Source organism: Streptomyces sp. B93 (assembly GCF_018070565.1).
Lineage (GTDB): Bacteria > Actinomycetota > Actinomycetes > Streptomycetales > Streptomycetaceae > Streptomyces.
Genome location: NZ_JAGPXL010000015.1, coordinates 66,207 through 81,208, shown reverse-complemented (window position 1 = coordinate 81,208; position 15,002 = coordinate 66,207). Strand labels below are relative to the sequence as shown.

Sequence of the window (15,002 nt, the reverse complement as noted above, 5' to 3'; positions counted from 1 at the left end):
AGCCTGCCAGAAGGCCCTCCGTCCCTCGTGGTGAGGCCCGGCGGCGGGCAAGGGCCGTCGTCACCGCCGCCGGGCCGGTCCGCGCGGGGGTCAGCAGGCGCCCAGGTCCTGCCAGACCCCCCACTCGCCGGTGGTGCCGGGCTCCTCGCCCTTCGTCCACCACTTGGCCTTCCAGTCGTGCCCGTGGTGCGACACCGTGCTGCCGCCGCCGTACGCCGTGGCCGCGTCCCAGGCCGGTGCCGTGCACGGACCGCCGGGCTCGGTGGGCGTCGGCGTCGGCGTCGTACCCGTGCCCGGGTTCACCACGGTGGTGCCGCGCGCCAGGTCACCGGCCAGCGCGTACGTCGTCCCGCCGAACGTCACCGTCCAGTTGGACGGCGTCGACACCGGCAGGTAGTAGACGAAGTCCAGCTCCACCGACGCGCCCGGCGCCAGCGACTGCCAGCCCGGCAGCTTCAGCGAGACCCGGTGGTAGTCGCCCTTGAGACCGCCGACGTTGGCACCGGTGTGGTCGCTGCGGATCACCGAGGTGCCCCAGCCCGACTGGTCCTTGGCGTTCCCGGGCGCCGAGGTGGCGTAGTCGAACCGGAACTCCGTGCCGCCGGGCAGGGTCACCGGGGTGTTGTTGGTGATCTTCAGCTTGGGGCTGATCGGATAGTTGGAGTCACCGAGCGGGAACTGCCCGAACTGCACGTCGATGTCGAGCGCCTCGGCCGGCATGTCGACGGTCGCGCGCCGGGCGCCGTACGGCGTGGCCGACCTGAACTTCTCGTACATCGCCGTCGTCAGCGTCGAACCCGGCTCGTACTGGCCCTTGGCCGCGTTCCAGGCGTAGTCGCCCGCCAGCTCCCACACCATCGTGCCGCCGATGCCGCGGTCCACGACGTAGTCCGCCTTGGCCTTCACCGACTGCTCGTCCTCGGTGGACAGGAACACCTTCTTCTCGGCGTTCCACAGCCACGGCGCGACCAGCGTGGAGTCGTACTTGCGGGCGTAGGTGCCGGTCAGCCGGGTGTCGGCCGGGAAGCCGTACCGGGTGACGTAGTCGCCGACGACGCCCTTCTCCAGGTTCTTGGCGTGCCACATCGGGTTGGAACCGGCCGGGGACTCCCTGCCGTTGGTGTCCAGGTCGTGCCAGAGGTTGTCGATGCCGGTGGCGCCGTCGCCGCACTTGGTCAGGCCCGAACCAGCCGGGCAGTTGGTGGACGGTGCCCTGCCCCACAGACCGTCCGTGCCGCCGGTGACGTTCTTGAATCCCCGGGTGTAGTAGGGGAGCCCGATGTTGATCCGGCCCGCTGGCATCGAGCCGCGGAAGTAGTGGTACGCCCAGTCGGTGTTGAGATAGCCGATCCCGCCGTACTGGGAGGTCGAGTACACCCCCGCCGCGGCGAGTTCGGCGTCCTTCCCGTCGTCGAAGAGCGAGGCGTTCGGGCCGACGTACTCGTTCCAGGCGCCGTGCAGGTCGTAGGACATGATGTTGACGTAGTCCAGGTACTTCTGGACCTGGAAGGTCTCCATGCCGCGCAGCAGGTATCCGGACGAGGGCGCCGCGACCGTCAGCAGGTAGTGCCGCCCGTCCGCCGCGCCCGCGCGGTCGAGTTTCTCGCGCAGGGTCTTCATCAGCGCGGCATAGCCCTTGACCAGGCCGGCCCGGCGCGCGTTGGAGACCGAGTAGTCGAGCGGGTTGCCCGCGTCCTTCATGGAGGTCGGGTACTCGTAGTCGATGTCGACGCCGTTGAACCCGTACGTCCGGAGGAACTGGACGGCGGAGTCGGCGAAGGTGTCGATGCCGGACTGGTTGACCGAGCCGTCGGCGTTGGTGGCCATCGAGTAGAAGCCGCCGGAGTCGACGCGCTGTCCGCTGTCGTCGAAATAGCCGCCGGTCTCCGCCCAGCCGCCGACCGAGATCAGCGTCTTCACGTCCGGGTGCTGTTTCTTGAACTTGCTGAGCAGGTTGAAATGGCCCTTGTAGGGGAGCGTGGCGTCCATTTCCGCGCCGCTCACGCCCGGCCAGGTCATTCCGGTCGCCGCGTTGGTGGCGCTGTCCGCGCCGACGGAGATCCTGTTGCCCGCGTCGACGTGCGCGAAGGCGTAGTTGATGTGGGTGATCTTGTCCCACGGGATGTCGGAGGCCAGATAGGCGGGCGTGCCGTCCTTGCCGGTGCGCCAGCCGGTGAAGTACCCGATCACCCGGCGCTGGTGGTCGGCGCCCATCTTCTCCCGGCCCGCCGAGTCGTAGACCGAGCAGTACGGGACGGCGACGCCGGGCGTGCGGTAGAGGCCGTCGGGGCGGCAGGACTCCTCGTCGGCGGCGTGCGAGACGGTCGCCGGGAGGAGACCGGCCAGCACCAGGCCCGCGGCGGCACCGGCGGTGGCGAGCAGGGCGGGTCTCTTGCGGTGGTTGCGCGAGGGGGACAGCAAAGTCGGTTCCTCTCCACGGAGTTGGGCAGACCGTAGGGAGGACTAGACCAATACGTCAATAGGTATGGACCAATTCCCCGGCGGGGCCCGGGGCTCCGGGCGCACCCTCTGTGAGGCACTCCACACGATGCGCATGCATGGACGCCGGACGGGCGTGGCACACTGGCCCTGTACCAACAGCAGCGCACTCCGGGGTCGGTGAAAGTCCGAACCGGCGGTTACAGTCCGCGACCCGGTCGCCTCCAGCGACCGGTTGACCAGGTGAAATTCCTGGACCGACGGTTAAAGTCCGGATGGGAGGCAGTGCGCGGCGGGCGGGCACACGTGCGCGCCGCCGATACCGGGTCCGTCCTCGGACGGGCCATGAGTCCGGCGTCGCTCTCCGTGTCCTCGCTCGTACCTTCTGCCGTCGTCGGCAACCCCGGAGTCCGTGCCCGAAGAGGCAGGAGGACCCGGGAAGTGTTCACCGGAATCGTCGAAGAGCTGGGCGAGATCACCGCCGTCGAGAACCTCGGCGACGCCTCCCGCTTCCGGCTGCGCGGCCCCGTCGTGACCGAGGGCGCGAAGCACGGCGACTCCATCGCCGTCAACGGCGTCTGCCTCACGGTCGTGGACCACGAGGGCGACGAGTTCACCGCCGACGTCATGGCCGAGACCCTCAAGCGGTCCAGCCTCGGCGCCCTGACCGTCGGCTCGCGCGTCAACCTCGAACGCCCCACCGCCGTCGGCGACCGCCTCGGCGGCCACATCGTGCAGGGCCACGTCGACGGGACCGGCACCCTCCTGGAGCGCACCCCCTCCGAGCACTGGGAGATCGTGAGGATCTCCCTGCCCGCCGAGCTCTCCCGCTACGTCGTCGAGAAGGGCTCCATCACCGTCGACGGCATCAGCCTCACCGTCGTCGAGGCCGGTGCCGACTACTTCACCGTCAGTCTCATCCCCACCACCCTCGACCTCACCACGCTCGGCCACAAACAGCCCGGCGCCCCGGTCAACCTCGAGGTGGACATCATCGCCAAGTACGTCGAGCGGATGCTCGGCGCGGGCCAGGGGGCGACCCGGTGAACTCGCTGAACTCCGAGGCCTTCGTCCTGTTCGACCAGCACATCCTCTGGTCGGACATGATCGGCAACATCTGCGGCCTGATAGCCCTCGCCCTCGGCTGGCGGCGCTCGGTGTGGACCTGGCCGGTGCAGTTCCTCGCCGGTCTCATCCTCTTCGGCGCCTTCTTCGGCCACCTCACCGGCAGCGCGGGCAAGCAGGCCGTCGTCATGGCCGTCGCGCTCTACGGCTGGTGGCAGTGGAACCGCGGCCGGGACAAGGCGGCCGACGGCCACATCTCCGTCCGCTTCGCCAGCTGGACCGAGCGCGGCGCCATGGCCGCCGCTGCCGTCGTCGGCACCGTCGCCGTGGCCCTGCTCTTCAAGGCCTACCCGAGCCTGTCCTGGGACCCCTGGCCCGACGCGTACATCTTCGTCGGCACCATCGTCGCCATGTACGCCCAGGCCCGCGGCATGGTCGAGTTCTGGTTCGCCTGGCTGCTCGTCGACCTCGTCGGCGTCCCCCTGAACTTCGCCAACGGCTACGCCTTCTCCGGCTTCGTCTACGTCATCTACGGCGCGCTCGTCCTGTGGGGCCTGCGCGACTGGTGGCTGCGCTCCCGCACGACGGCCGCGCGGCCCGTCCCGGAAGGAGCCCGCGCATGACCGCGGCAACCGTCCTGTACAGCGCCGACGGCGTCGAGGACCTCGCCCTCGACCCGGTCGAGCGGGCCATCGCCGACATCGCGGCCGGCCGCCCCGTCGTCGTGGTCGACGACGAGGACCGGGAGAACGAGGGCGACCTCGTGATCGCCGCCGAGAAGGCGACCCCGGAGATCGTGGCCTTCATGATGAGCGAGTGCCGCGGCCTGATCTGCGCCCCCATGGAGGGCGACGAACTGGACCGGCTCAGGCTCCCGCAGATGGTCGACGAGAACACCGAGTCGATGAAGACCGCGTTCACCGTCTCCGTGGACGCCTCCGGCGCGCACGGCGTGACCACCGGCATCTCCGCCGCCGACCGCGCCACCACGCTCCAACTGCTGGCCGGCGGCACCGCCGAGCCCGACGACCTGGTCCGCCCCGGCCACATCTTCCCGCTGCGCGCCAAGCCCGGCGGCGTCCTCGTGCGCAACGGCCACACCGAGGCCGCCGTCGACCTCGCCCGTCTCGCGGGGCTCCGCCCGGCCGGGGCCATCGTGGAGATCGCCGGTGAGGACGGCCGGATGCTGCGGCTGCCCGAGCTGATCCCGTTCGCCCGCAAGCACGGCCTGTCGATCATCTCCATCGAGGACCTCATCGCCTACCGCCGAACCTCCGAGCCCACCGTCCGCCGCGAGGCCGAGGTCCACCTGCCCACCCGGCACGGCACCTTCACCGCCTACGGCTACCGCTCCACCGTCGACGGCGTCGAGCACGTCGCCCTCGTCCACGGCGACCTCGGCGACGGCGAGGACGTGCTGGTCCGCGTCCACTCCGAATGCCTCACCGGCGATGTCTTCGGCTCCCTGCGCTGCGACTGCGGCCCCCAGCTCGACACCGCCCTGGAACGCATCCAGAGCGAGGGCCGGGGCGTCGTGGTCTACCTGCGCGGCCACGAGGGACGCGGCATCGGCCTGCTGTCCAAGCTGCGCGCCTACGAACTCCAGGAACGCGGCCGCGACACCCTCGACGCCAACCTGGAACTCGGCCTGCCCGCCGACGCCCGGGACTACGGCGCGGGCGCCCAGATCCTGGACGACCTCGGCGTGCGCGGGGTGCGGCTGCTGACCAACAACCCCGACAAGAGCGACGCCCTCACCCGGCACGGCATCAAGGTCGCCAGCCGCGAGCCGATGCCCGTGACCGCGGGCGAGCACAACCTCCGCTACCTGCGCACCAAGCGGGACCGGATGGGCCACGACCTGCCCTGGCTGGACACGACCACCGTGCCCACCTGCGGCAACCAGTAAGCGAACGAACGAGGAGACACAGGAACGTGAGCGGCAAGGGCGCACCGGAACTGTCCGTGACCGGCGTGGGTGACCTCCGGGTCGCCGTCATCGCGGCGCAGTGGCACGAGAAGGTGATGGACGGACTGGTGGACGGCGCCCTGCGCGCCCTCACCGAGCTGGGGATCGACGAGCCGACCGTGCTCCGGGTCCCCGGCAGCTGGGAACTCCCCGTGGTCGCCAAGGGCCTCGCGGGCCGCGGCTACGACGCGGTGGTCGCCCTCGGCGTCGTCATCCGCGGCGGCACCCCCCACTTCGACTACGTGTGCCAGGGCGTCACCCAGGGCCTCACCCAGGTCTCCTTCGACACCGGCGTCCCCGTCGGCTTCGGCGTGCTCACCTGCGACACCGAGGAGCAGGCCCTGGACCGGGCCGGACTGCCCGGCTCCAGCGAGGACAAGGGGCACGAGGCGGTGACCGCGGCCGTCGCCACGGCGGCCACCCTCCGCTCGGTATCCGAACCCTGGCGCTGAGCAAGCCGGCATTTGGCATAGGCTGAGCGTCACCATGTCCAATAAGACGTTCGAGGAGCTGTTCAGCGAGCTCCAGCAGAAGGCCGCCCACGGCGACCCCGCCACTTCCCGCACCGCCGAACTGGTCGAGAAGGGCGTCCACGCCATCGGCAAGAAGGTCGTCGAGGAGGCCGCCGAGGTCTGGATGGCCGCCGAGTACGAGGGCAAGGAGGCGGCGGCCGAGGAGATCTCGCAGCTGCTGTACCACGTCCAGGTGATGATGGTCGCCCGCGGCATCTCCCTCGACGACGTCTACGCCCACCTCTGAGCCGTACCCGCACCTCATCCCCGTAGAGAACGAACAAAGGAAGCCGACCTCATGCTGCGCATCGCCGTCCCCAACAAGGGTTCACTCTCCGGCCCTGCGGCGGACATGCTGCATGAGGCCGGCTACCAGCAGCGCCGCGAGTCCAAGGAACTGCGCATCGTCGACCCGGAGAACGAGGTCGAGTTCTTCTACCTCCGCCCCCGCGACATCGCGATCTACGTCTCCTCCGGCCGCCTCGACATCGGCATCACCGGCCGCGACCTGCTGATCGACTCCGGCGCCAACGCCGAGGAGATCCTCCCGCTCGGCTTCGCCCGCTCCACCTTCCGGTACGCCACCAAGCCCGGCACCGCCAAGGGCGTCGAGGACCTGAACGGCCTCACCGTCGCCACCTCCTACGAGGGCATCGTCGCCAAGCACCTCGCCGACAGCGGCATCGACGCCTCCGTCGTGCACCTCGACGGCGCCGTCGAGACCGCCATCGAACTGGGCGTCGCCGAGGTCATCGCCGACGTCGTCGAGACCGGCACCTCGCTGCGCAACGCGGGCCTGGAGGTCATCGGCGAGCCGATCATGAAGTCCGAGGCGATCGTGGTCCGGCGCACCGGTGCGGACACCGAGGAAACCGCCGAGTCGAAGGTCCAGCAGTTCCTGCGCCGCCTCCAGGGCGTCCTGGTCGCCCGGACGTACGTGATGATGGACTACGACATCCGCGCCGAGCACCTGGAACAGGCCGTCGCCATCACCCCCGGCCTGGAGGGCCCGACCGTCTCCCCGCTGCACAACGAGGGCTGGGTCGCCGTACGCGCCATGGTGCCCTCCAAGGGCGCCCAGCGGGTCATGGACGACCTCTACGAGATCGGCGCCCGCGCCATCCTCACCACCGCCATCCACGCCTGCCGGCTCTGAGAGGCGGCGCACCATGTCGGAACGGGCACCGCTTCCCCAGCTCCCCCACACCTTCCGGCCGGGCCGCACCCGCGCGGTCCTGCTCACCGCCGCCGTCGCGATCTTCGGCGTCGTCTCGGCCATCGCGCTGCTCCTCGACCGGCTCGGCCCCGGGGAGCGCGTCAGCTTCGTCTTCACCGGCGCCCTGCTCGCGGCCGTGGTGGTGATCCTCGCCCGGCCGAAGATCGTCGCCGAGGAGTCCGGTGTCACGGTCGTCAACTTCGCCAGCACCCGCCGTCTGGAATGGGCGGAGATCGTCCGGGTGAACCTGCGCGTCGGTGACCCCTGGGTCTTCCTCGACCTCAGCGACGGCACCAGCCTGGCCGCCATCGGCATCCAGCCGGGCATCGCCAGGGAACAGGCCATCGCCGACGCCGCCGCCCTGCGCGCGCTGGTGGAGGCCCGGGCCCGGGAACGCCAGGGCTGAGTCGGGGGAACATCAGGGGCGGCCGGGGGTGTTCACCCTGACGCACACGCCCCTGTCTTGATTAATCTGGTGGCGAAGACGCGCTCCCCGCGCCTTCGCCCCTGTCGTACCGCCCGGTGCACAGGGGTTCCTGCTACCCGAGGAGTGACCCCCTCCGGCGATGGACGGATCGTCCTGCAGTACCTGCGCCGCCCCCGGTCGACATAGCGCACCCCGCGTCCGCGCGGACCGCGCCCCGGCCCCGGCGGCGGCATCATGACCACCCCCCTGCTGCTCCTGGCAGCCGCGTTCCTGCTGATCCTCGCCAACGGCTTCTTCGTGGCCGCCGAGTTCGGCCTGGTGACCGTCGAGCGCGCGGACGCCGAGCGGGCCGCCGCCGAGGGCGACCGACGGGCCCGCAAGGTGGTCGCGTCGCTCAGGGAGCTGTCCTTCCAGCTCTCCGGCACCCAGCTCGGCATCACCATCACCTCCCTGGTGGTCGGCATGCTCGCCGAGCCCGCCCTCGCCGCGCTGCTGCGCGGCCCGTTCACCGCCGTCGGTGTCCCCGAGGGCGCGGTACCCACCCTCGCCGTCGTCGTCGGCATGCTGCTGGCCTCGGCCGTGCAGATGGTCGTCGGTGAACTCGTGCCGAAGAACTGGGCGGTGTCCCGCCCGCTCCAGGTGGCGCGCTTCGTCGCGGGCCCCCAGCATGTCTTCGCCACGGTGTTCCGGCCGGTGATCGCCGCGCTCAACGCCGTCGCCAACCGCCTCGTCCGCGCCCTCGGCGTCGAACCCACCGAGGAGCTGGCCTCCGCCCGCAGCCCCGGCGAACTGGTCTCCCTGGCCCGGCACTCGGCCCTCGCCGGAGCCCTGGAGCAGGACACCGCGGACCTCTTCGTACGGACCCTGTCGCTCGGCGAGCTGACCGCGCAGGCCGTCATGACCCCGCGGGTGAAGGTCAGCGCGCTCCAGTCGTCCGCCACCGCCGAGGACGTGGTCAACCTGACCCGCGCCACCGGACTGTCCCGCTTCCCCGTCTACCGGGAACGGATCGACGAGGTGGTCGGCATGGTCCACCTCAAGGACGCCCTGGCCGTCCCGGCGGCGGACCGGCTGCGCACCCCCGTGAGCCGGATCGCCCGCCCGCCGCTGCTCGTCCCCGAGACCCTGCCGGTCCGCCCCCTGCTGGCCCGGCTGCGCAGCGAGCAGCCCATCGCGGTCGTCGTCGACGAGTACGGCGGCACGGCCGGGGTCGTCACCCTGGAGGACATCGTGGAGGAACTCGTCGGCGAGGTCCGCGACGAGCACGACGGACAGGACGTGCCCGAGCTGGTCCCGGCCCCGCCGGAGGACGGCCGCCCGGCCTGGGACGTCGACGGCGGCTCCCGCGTCGACACCCTGACCCGGGTCGGCTTCACCGCGCCCGAGGGGCCGTACGAGACCGTCGCCGGACTGGTGGCCGACCTCCTCGGCCGCATCCCGGCCGTGGGTGACACCGTGGAGCTGCCGGGCTGGCGCCTGGTGGTGCGCCGCGTCTCCCACTACCGCGCCGACCGCGTCCGGCTGGTCGCGACGGCCCCGGCGGCCCTCCCGCTCACCCGGGTGCGCGCCGAGCGCCGTACGGCGGCGACGGAGACGGCCCCCGTCCCCGCCGTCGCGGAGGGCGTGCGATGAGCCTCCTCCAACTGCTCTTCGCCGCCCTGCTGGTGCTGGCCAACGGCTTCTTCGTCGGCGCCGAGTTCGCGCTGGTGTCCGTGCGGCGCAGCCAGATCGAACCGCTCGGCACCGCGCGTGCCCGGCAGGTGCTCTACGGCCTGGAACGGCTGCCGCAGATGATGGCGGCGGCGCAGTTCGGCATCACGGTGTCCTCGCTGACGCTGGGCGCGGTGGCCGAGCCGACCGTGGCGCGGCTGCTGGAACCGGTCTTCGAGCGGGTCCATCTGCCGCACGCCGTGATCCATCCGCTGGGCTATGTGATCGCCCTCGCCACCGTCGTCTTCTTCCATCTCGTGATCGGCGAGATGGTCCCGAAGAACCTGGCGATGGCCGCCCCGGAGAAGGCCGCGCTCTGGCTCAGCCCGGGGCTGGTCGCCTTCGCCCGGCTGTGCCGCCCCCTCACCGTCGCCCTCGGCGCCGTCGCCCAGGGCGTCCTCAGGCTCTTCCGGGTGGAGCCGAAGGACGAGGTGGAGGCCGTCTTCACCAGCGAGCAGCTCAACCGGCTGGTGGAGGACTCCGGACAGGCGGGCCTGCTCGACCCGGAGGAGGCCGAGCGCCTGGAGGACGCCCTGGAACTGGGCTCCCGCCCGGTCACCGACGTCCTGCTGCGCCGGGAGTCCCTGGTGACGGTCCCTCCCTCGGTCACCCCGGCCCGGATCGTCGAGCTGACCGCCCGCACCGGCTACTCCCGCTTCCCGGTCGCGGGGCGCGGCGGCGCCTTCATGGGCTATCTGCACGTGAAGGACGTACTCGACCTGGAGGACTCCGAGCGGGCGGTGCCGCAGCGGCTGTGGCGGCCGATGACGACCCTGCGCTCCGAACTCCCGCTGGACGACGCCCTCACCGTCATGCGGCGCGCCGCCACCCATCTCGCGCAGGTGGCCGACGCCTCCGGCAGGGTGCTGGGCCTGGTCGCGCTGGAGGACGTGCTGGAGCTGCTGGTGGGGGAGGTGCGCGACCCGGCGCACCGGGCGCCCGCTCCGCCCGCTCCCTGTGACGCGGCCCCCCTCGACCCGGCGTCGACCCGGTCCGCGCCGGGCGGGGAGGTGCTGGCGAGCTGACCGGCGGCGCGGCGCGCCGCGGGGTCCGTCACGGAGCGGTCGGATCCTGCGGTGCCCGCCCCGACAGCACCTCTCCGTACGCCTGCATCAGATCCGGCAGGCGCAGCGTCGCCAGATCGTCCCGGGACAGCGACCCCGGGTACACCGACAGCCGCAGGTCCCGGTACGCGCAGCTCTTCTCGTACAGCGTGCGCAGGAACCGCCCGTTGCCCAGCTCGTCGATCCACCCCTGGTCGACGACGTGCCCGGCGATGGCGCGCAGCTCGTCGAGGGCCTCCTCGTCCCACACGTCGCCGTTCTCCGCGGCCAGCACCTCGCCGATCGAGGTGAGTTCGAGGGGCCGGTAGGAGGGGAAGTCCACGCGGGTGGTGAAGCGGGAGGACAGCCCGGGGTTGGCGGCGAGCAGCCGGTCCATGCCCTCGGGGTAGCCCGCGAGTATCACCACGAGGTGGTCGCGGTTGTCCTCGGCCCGCTTGAGCAGCACCTGCAAGGCCTCGTCGCCGTACGCGTCGCCCTTGCCGTATCCGGAGTTGGACAGCGAGTAGGCCTCGTCGACGAAGAGGACCCCGCCGAGCGCGGAGTCGATCAGCTCGTTGGCCTTCACGGCGGTCTGCCCGAGGTACTCGCCGACCAGGTCCGCCCGCTGTGCCTCCACCAGGTGGTCGCCGCCGAGCAGCCCGAGCGCGTAGAAGACCCGGCCCAGGATGCGGGCGACGGTGGTCTTGCCGGTGCCGGAGGGGCCGGAGAAGACGAAGTGCCGTTTGGGCGGCTGCACGGGCAGGCCCTGCCCGGCCCGCAGCCGGGCCATGTTCAGCTGCGCCGACAGCGCCTTGACCTGGCGCTTCACCGGCTCCAGCCCGACCATCCGCTCCAGCTCGGCGAGCGCCTCGGCCAGCAGCGCCGGGTCGGTGGGTCCGGCGGGCAGCGGCTGCGAGGTCGCGGCGCCCCGTTCGCGCACCGCCGGGTCGCTCACCGACGGCGGCGGTCCGGCCGGTGGCAGCTCGGGCTCGGAGAGCTTCAGGTCCCGGCCCTCGGTGTCGTACAGCGGGTCGGTGGCGTCCAGGCCGTCGAGGTCGGGAACGACGCCGGTGAGGGTGAGGGCCAGGCCGTCGGAGTCGTCGTAGCCGTCGCCCTCGGCGATCGCCGCCAGCCGGGCCGAGGTGTCCATGAACGCCGGGTCGACCCGGTGCACCGCCCGGTACAGCGGGAGCGCGGCGGCCGACCGGCCGGTGCCCTCGTGGGCCCGGGCCAGCCAGTAGCGCAGCTCCTTGCGCTGCGGCTGCTCGCTGCGGCAGCGCATCAGCGCGGCGGACAGCAGCGGCTCGGCCTGCCCGTACATCTCCAGGCGGACCCGGGCCATGCCGCCGAACAGCCCCGCCTCGATGCCGAGCAGCGGATCGTCGAGCAGCGGGTCGGTGTGCCGCACCAACTGGTCCCAGTCCTTGACCAGATAGGAGCGGCAGGCGTGCAGGAACCGCACCTGCGGGTCGGTGTCGACCGGCGGCAGTCCGGCGAGCGCCCGGTCCAGCTCCGGGACATGGCGGCCGTCCAGCCAGTGCGAGGCGTGCGCGAGCAGCAGATCGCGGGGGCTCTCCAGCACCGGCTGCACCCACCAGCCCAGCCAGTACCAGGAGTTGAGCGTACGGCGGTGCCGGGCGCGCTGTTCGCCGAAGCGCTCACGGTGGCGGAACATCCGCAGCAGCGCGGTGGTGGTGTCGACGCGCAGCGCGTGCAGTCCCAGCCAGCCGTCGGCCATCCCGGGGTCGAGGCGCACCGCGGTGCGGAACTCCTCCTCCGCCTGCGGATAGGCGCCCATGGTGTACGCGTCCACGCCTCGCAGCCAGGCGAGGTCGGCCGGGGCCTCGGGGCCCCGCGTGCCGAAGTCCATCACGTCCCCCCACAAACCATGCCCCCGCTGGTTCACCGCCGGGCCGTCGCCCGCCGACCGTTCTGGGTCGAACCGCCGTGCCCCGGACGGGAGTTGCGGCGGTGCGAGACAGCGTCGTCCGGAAGGTCGCACCCGAGGGCATCGTACCCGTGGGCCGCCGCCCGCCGAAGGGTGCCGGTACGGCCGTTTGTCGAGGTGGGAGCAGATGGGGCGCGGTGCGGGTGGTGACCGAGGGTGAGCGGATCGCGGCTCACAGCGCCCGGGGCGGCGGGGTGAGGGAAGAACGAAGCCCCCGGTCACGGGGGAACAACCGGGGGCTTCGCGTACGGGGCGGCCTCGATGGGCCGCACATTGAGAACGTAAGTCCTGTACGGGCCGTCGGTCAAGCGGAGTTGAAGCACCAGGGCAAGTTCCGGCGCAAGGGTCTTCACACGTTCACCACATGACGGGTGCTCCGTCACCGACTGTCATGTGCGGGTCCCCGGCGGGGGCGTCCGGTGGGCCCCGGCAGCACCTCGTACCCCGCTGTTCCCTGCCGTACCAGCAGGTCCGCGAAGGGGCGGGAGGGGTCGTCGGCGAAATGCCGCCGCTCCGCGCGGACCCAGCCGTCCCAGAACTCCCGCAGGTCCGCCCCGTCCCGTGAGCGTCCGCGCCGCCAGGACTCCTCGGGGGGCAGGTCCATCCACAGCAGCAGCGCCAGCCACGGCCGGAGCGCGCGGCGCCCGGCGCCGACGCCCTCGACGAGCACGACCGGCGCGGGCTCCAGCACGCGGGGCGGTCCGAAGTCGCGGGCCGTCCAGTCGTAGGGGGTGTAGTGCGCCGGGGCGCCGCGGCGCAGGGGTTCGATGACCTGGGCCCGCATCCGGCCGGTCCAGTCGAACAGTTCGGTGTGGCTGGCGATGTCGTCGAGGTGCAACACCGGCGCCCCGCCGAGCGCCTCCGCCAGTCGTCCGGCGAACGTGGACTTGCCGGACCCGGCGTGTCCGTCGACGCCGACCAGCCGGGCCGGCCCGCAGGACGGCGGCAGGGCGCGCAGGGCGTCGGCGAGGGCGGTGAGCCCGGCCGGGCGGACGAGGGGGCGGCGGGAGGTCGGCACGTCCCCATCATCCATGGCGCCCCGGGCGCTCCGCTCCAGGTGGTGCCAGTGGTCGAGACCAATATTGGTGGACGCGCCATGGACCGAAGTGCTGGCCGGACCGGGTGATCAACAGCCATAGTTGGCCCACGATCCGAGCACCTGGCCGACCCCGGCCCGCCCGGCATGACGTGCCTCGACCCAACCCGACCCGCCTCGACTGACCTGCCCCGACTTCGACACCTGGGGGTCTTCCGCCCATGAGCAGAGCCGAACAGCCGTCCCGCAGAACCCTTCTGGCCGCCGCGGTCGTCGCCGCCGTGGGCAGCGGAGCGGGAGGGACGGTGGCCCACGCGGCGAGCGCCGCCGCGGGCCCCGCCAAGGCCCCGGCCCGCCCCATCGACAACCACGCCTGGACCACGTACACCGACTGGCGCGGCGGTACCGCCCGCGGTACCCGGGCCGTCGCGGGCGACCGCCCCGGCCTGGCGATCGCGACGCCCGCCGGGACCGCCGACTACACCGACCCGCACACCGGGCGCACGGCCGCCTGGGAGTACGCGACCTGGACCTCCCCGGTCCACCGGCTCAAGGTGCCCTCGACCGAGGTGATCGCCTCCTGGAACGCGCACACCCCGGACGGCACCTGGCTCCAGGTCGAGCTGAAGGGCACCTACTCCGACGGCACCGACACCCCCTGGTACGTCATGGGCCGCTGGGCGGCGGGCGACCAGGACATCCGCCGGACCTCGGTGGACGACCAGGGTGACGGCAAGAGCAGCGTCTGGACGGACACCTTCGCCATCGACGACGCCGCCTCGGGACTGCGCCTGACCTCGTACCGGCTGCGGCTCACCCTGCACCGCAGGCCCGGCACCAAGCTCACGCCGACCGTGTGGCGGCTCGGCGCGATGGGCTCCGACATCCCGGACCGCTTCACCGTGCCCGCCACCACGCCGGGCCTCGCGCGTGAGCTGGACGTCCCGCGCTACTCGCAGGAGACCCACGTCGGCCAGTACCCCGAGTACGACAACGGCGGCGAGGCCTGGTGCAGCCCCACCTCCTCGCAGATGATCATCGAGTACTGGGGCGGACGGCTCACCGACGAACAGCTCTCCTGGGTCGACCCGTCCTACGCCGACCCGCAGGTCTGCCACGCGGCCCGGTACACCTACGACTACCAGTACGCGGGCTGCGGCAACTGGCCCTTCAACGCCGCCTACGCCGCCACCTTCGACGGCGTCCAGGGCGTGGTCACCCGGCTCGCCTCGCTCACCGACCTGGAGACGCTGATCGCCGCGGGCATCCCGGCCATAACGTCCCAGTCGTTCCGCGAGGAGGAGCTGACCGGGTCCGGGTACGGCACCTCGGGCCACCTGATGACGGTGATCGGCTTCACCGCCGACGGCGACGTGATCGCCAACGACCCGGCCTCGCCGAGCAACGAGGCGGTGCGGCGCGTCTACAAGCGGCGCGAGTGGGAGAACATCTGGCTGCGCACCAAGCGGTACAACGCCTCCGGCAGGGTCGTCTCCGGCACCGGCGGCGTCTGCTACCTGTACTTCCCGGCCCGGCCGACCGCGCGGCAGCGCGCCGCGCTGGAAGCGGTCGGCGTCTGCTGAGCCCTCTGCGGCAGTGAGGCTGTGAGCAACCTCTCCGCCGCGCGGGCTCCCGGC

13 protein-coding genes and 1 riboswitch are annotated in these 15,002 nt (G+C 72.0%); of the genes, 10 read left to right on the top strand and 3 right to left on the bottom strand.

What is annotated here, in order from left to right; all coding sequences use genetic code 11:
• Positions 1-90: 90 nt before the first annotated feature.
• Entirely contained in the window at positions 91-2,421 is a 2,331-nt protein-coding gene (locus KBY47_RS17165) for a chitinase C-terminal domain-containing protein (RefSeq protein WP_210922011.1), read from the bottom strand.
• Positions 2,422-2,601: 180 nt separating this feature from the next.
• Positions 2,602-2,732: riboswitch (FMN riboswitch) on the top strand.
• Between the two features lie 148 nt (positions 2,733-2,880).
• Between KBY47_RS17165 and KBY47_RS17160 the strand changes: the two genes are divergently transcribed.
• The 9 genes from KBY47_RS17160 to KBY47_RS17120 all read left to right on the top strand — a co-directional run bounded on the left by KBY47_RS17160 (position 2,881) and on the right by KBY47_RS17120 (position 10,363).
• Positions 2,881-3,486, top strand: coding sequence for a riboflavin synthase (locus tag KBY47_RS17160; protein ID WP_210922010.1), 606 nt, complete (start codon positions 2,881-2,883; stop codon positions 3,484-3,486).
• Positions 3,483-4,127, top strand: coding sequence for a nicotinamide mononucleotide transporter family protein (locus tag KBY47_RS17155; RefSeq protein WP_210922009.1), 645 nt, complete (start codon positions 3,483-3,485; stop codon positions 4,125-4,127). The genes KBY47_RS17160 and KBY47_RS17155 overlap by 4 nt, the downstream gene beginning before the upstream one ends.
• The gene (locus tag KBY47_RS17150; protein WP_210922008.1) at positions 4,124-5,413 is read left to right on the top strand and encodes a bifunctional 3,4-dihydroxy-2-butanone-4-phosphate synthase/GTP cyclohydrolase II; all 1,290 of its coding nucleotides are present in this window, start codon (positions 4,124-4,126) and stop codon (positions 5,411-5,413) included. The genes KBY47_RS17155 and KBY47_RS17150 overlap by 4 nt, the downstream gene beginning before the upstream one ends.
• 26 nt (positions 5,414-5,439) lie before the next feature.
• Complete coding sequence (ribH, locus tag KBY47_RS17145; RefSeq protein WP_210922007.1) at positions 5,440-5,925, top strand: 6,7-dimethyl-8-ribityllumazine synthase; 486 nt, start codon at positions 5,440-5,442, stop codon at positions 5,923-5,925.
• Between the two features lie 34 nt (positions 5,926-5,959).
• Positions 5,960-6,232: a phosphoribosyl-ATP diphosphatase gene (locus KBY47_RS17140; RefSeq protein ID WP_210922006.1), complete on the top strand. Its 273-nt coding sequence runs from the start codon at positions 5,960-5,962 to the stop codon at positions 6,230-6,232.
• Positions 6,233-6,283: 51 nt separating this feature from the next.
• A complete protein-coding gene (gene hisG / locus KBY47_RS17135; RefSeq protein WP_210922005.1) occupies positions 6,284-7,141 on the top strand; it encodes an ATP phosphoribosyltransferase in 858 nt (285 codons plus the stop codon).
• A 13-nt stretch (positions 7,142-7,154) separates the two neighbouring features.
• Positions 7,155-7,607 (top strand): PH domain-containing protein, encoded by a 453-nt coding sequence (locus tag KBY47_RS17130; protein WP_210922004.1) that lies wholly within the window; start codon positions 7,155-7,157, stop codon positions 7,605-7,607.
• 255 nt (positions 7,608-7,862) lie between these two features.
• Positions 7,863-9,260 carry a hemolysin family protein gene (locus KBY47_RS17125; protein ID WP_210922003.1) on the top strand — a complete coding sequence of 466 codons (1,398 nt, stop codon included), beginning with the start codon at positions 7,863-7,865 and terminating at the stop codon, positions 9,258-9,260.
• Positions 9,257-10,363: a hemolysin family protein gene (locus tag KBY47_RS17120; RefSeq protein ID WP_210922002.1), complete on the top strand. Its 1,107-nt coding sequence runs from the start codon at positions 9,257-9,259 to the stop codon at positions 10,361-10,363. Before KBY47_RS17125 ends, KBY47_RS17120 begins: the two co-directional genes overlap by 4 nt.
• A 28-nt stretch (positions 10,364-10,391) precedes the next feature.
• Here KBY47_RS17120 and KBY47_RS17115 read toward each other — a convergent pair whose 3' ends face one another.
• Together KBY47_RS17115 and KBY47_RS17110 are read right to left on the bottom strand one after the other, a co-directional pair.
• Positions 10,392-12,251: an AAA family ATPase gene (locus tag KBY47_RS17115; RefSeq protein ID WP_210922001.1), complete on the bottom strand. Its 1,860-nt coding sequence runs from the start codon at positions 12,249-12,251 to the stop codon at positions 10,392-10,394.
• A gap of 457 nt (positions 12,252-12,708) precedes the next feature.
• The gene (locus tag KBY47_RS17110) at positions 12,709-13,347 is read right to left on the bottom strand and encodes a hypothetical protein (RefSeq protein WP_210922000.1); all 639 of its coding nucleotides are present in this window, start codon (positions 13,345-13,347) and stop codon (positions 12,709-12,711) included.
• 239 nt (positions 13,348-13,586) lie between these two features.
• Here KBY47_RS17110 and KBY47_RS17105 point away from each other — a divergent pair, with 239 nt between their 5' ends.
• Positions 13,587-14,948 carry a peptidase C39 family protein gene (locus tag KBY47_RS17105; protein ID WP_210921999.1) on the top strand — a complete coding sequence of 454 codons (1,362 nt, stop codon included), beginning with the start codon at positions 13,587-13,589 and terminating at the stop codon, positions 14,946-14,948.
• Positions 14,949-15,002: the final 54 nt, after the last annotated feature.

What these genes read in the sequence shown, in the direction of transcription:
- KBY47_RS17140 (WP_210922006.1), top strand. Translation starts at nt 5,960, where the DNA reads ATGTCCAATAAGACGTTCGAGGAGCTGTTCAGCGAGCTCCAGCAGAAG.
- KBY47_RS17125 (WP_210922003.1), top strand. Translation starts at nt 7,863, where the DNA reads ATGACCACCCCCCTGCTGCTCCTGGCAGCCGCGTTCCTGCTGATCCTC.
- KBY47_RS17115 (WP_210922001.1), bottom strand. Translation starts at nt 12,251, where the DNA reads ATGGACTTCGGCACGCGGGGCCCCGAGGCCCCGGCCGACCTCGCCTGG.
- hisG (WP_210922005.1), top strand. Translation starts at nt 6,284, where the DNA reads ATGCTGCGCATCGCCGTCCCCAACAAGGGTTCACTCTCCGGCCCTGCG.
- KBY47_RS17120 (WP_210922002.1), top strand. Translation starts at nt 9,257, where the DNA reads ATGAGCCTCCTCCAACTGCTCTTCGCCGCCCTGCTGGTGCTGGCCAAC.
- KBY47_RS17130 (WP_210922004.1), top strand. Translation starts at nt 7,155, where the DNA reads ATGTCGGAACGGGCACCGCTTCCCCAGCTCCCCCACACCTTCCGGCCG.
- KBY47_RS17150 (WP_210922008.1), top strand. Translation starts at nt 4,124, where the DNA reads ATGACCGCGGCAACCGTCCTGTACAGCGCCGACGGCGTCGAGGACCTC.
- KBY47_RS17105 (WP_210921999.1), top strand. Translation starts at nt 13,587, where the DNA reads ATGAGCAGAGCCGAACAGCCGTCCCGCAGAACCCTTCTGGCCGCCGCG.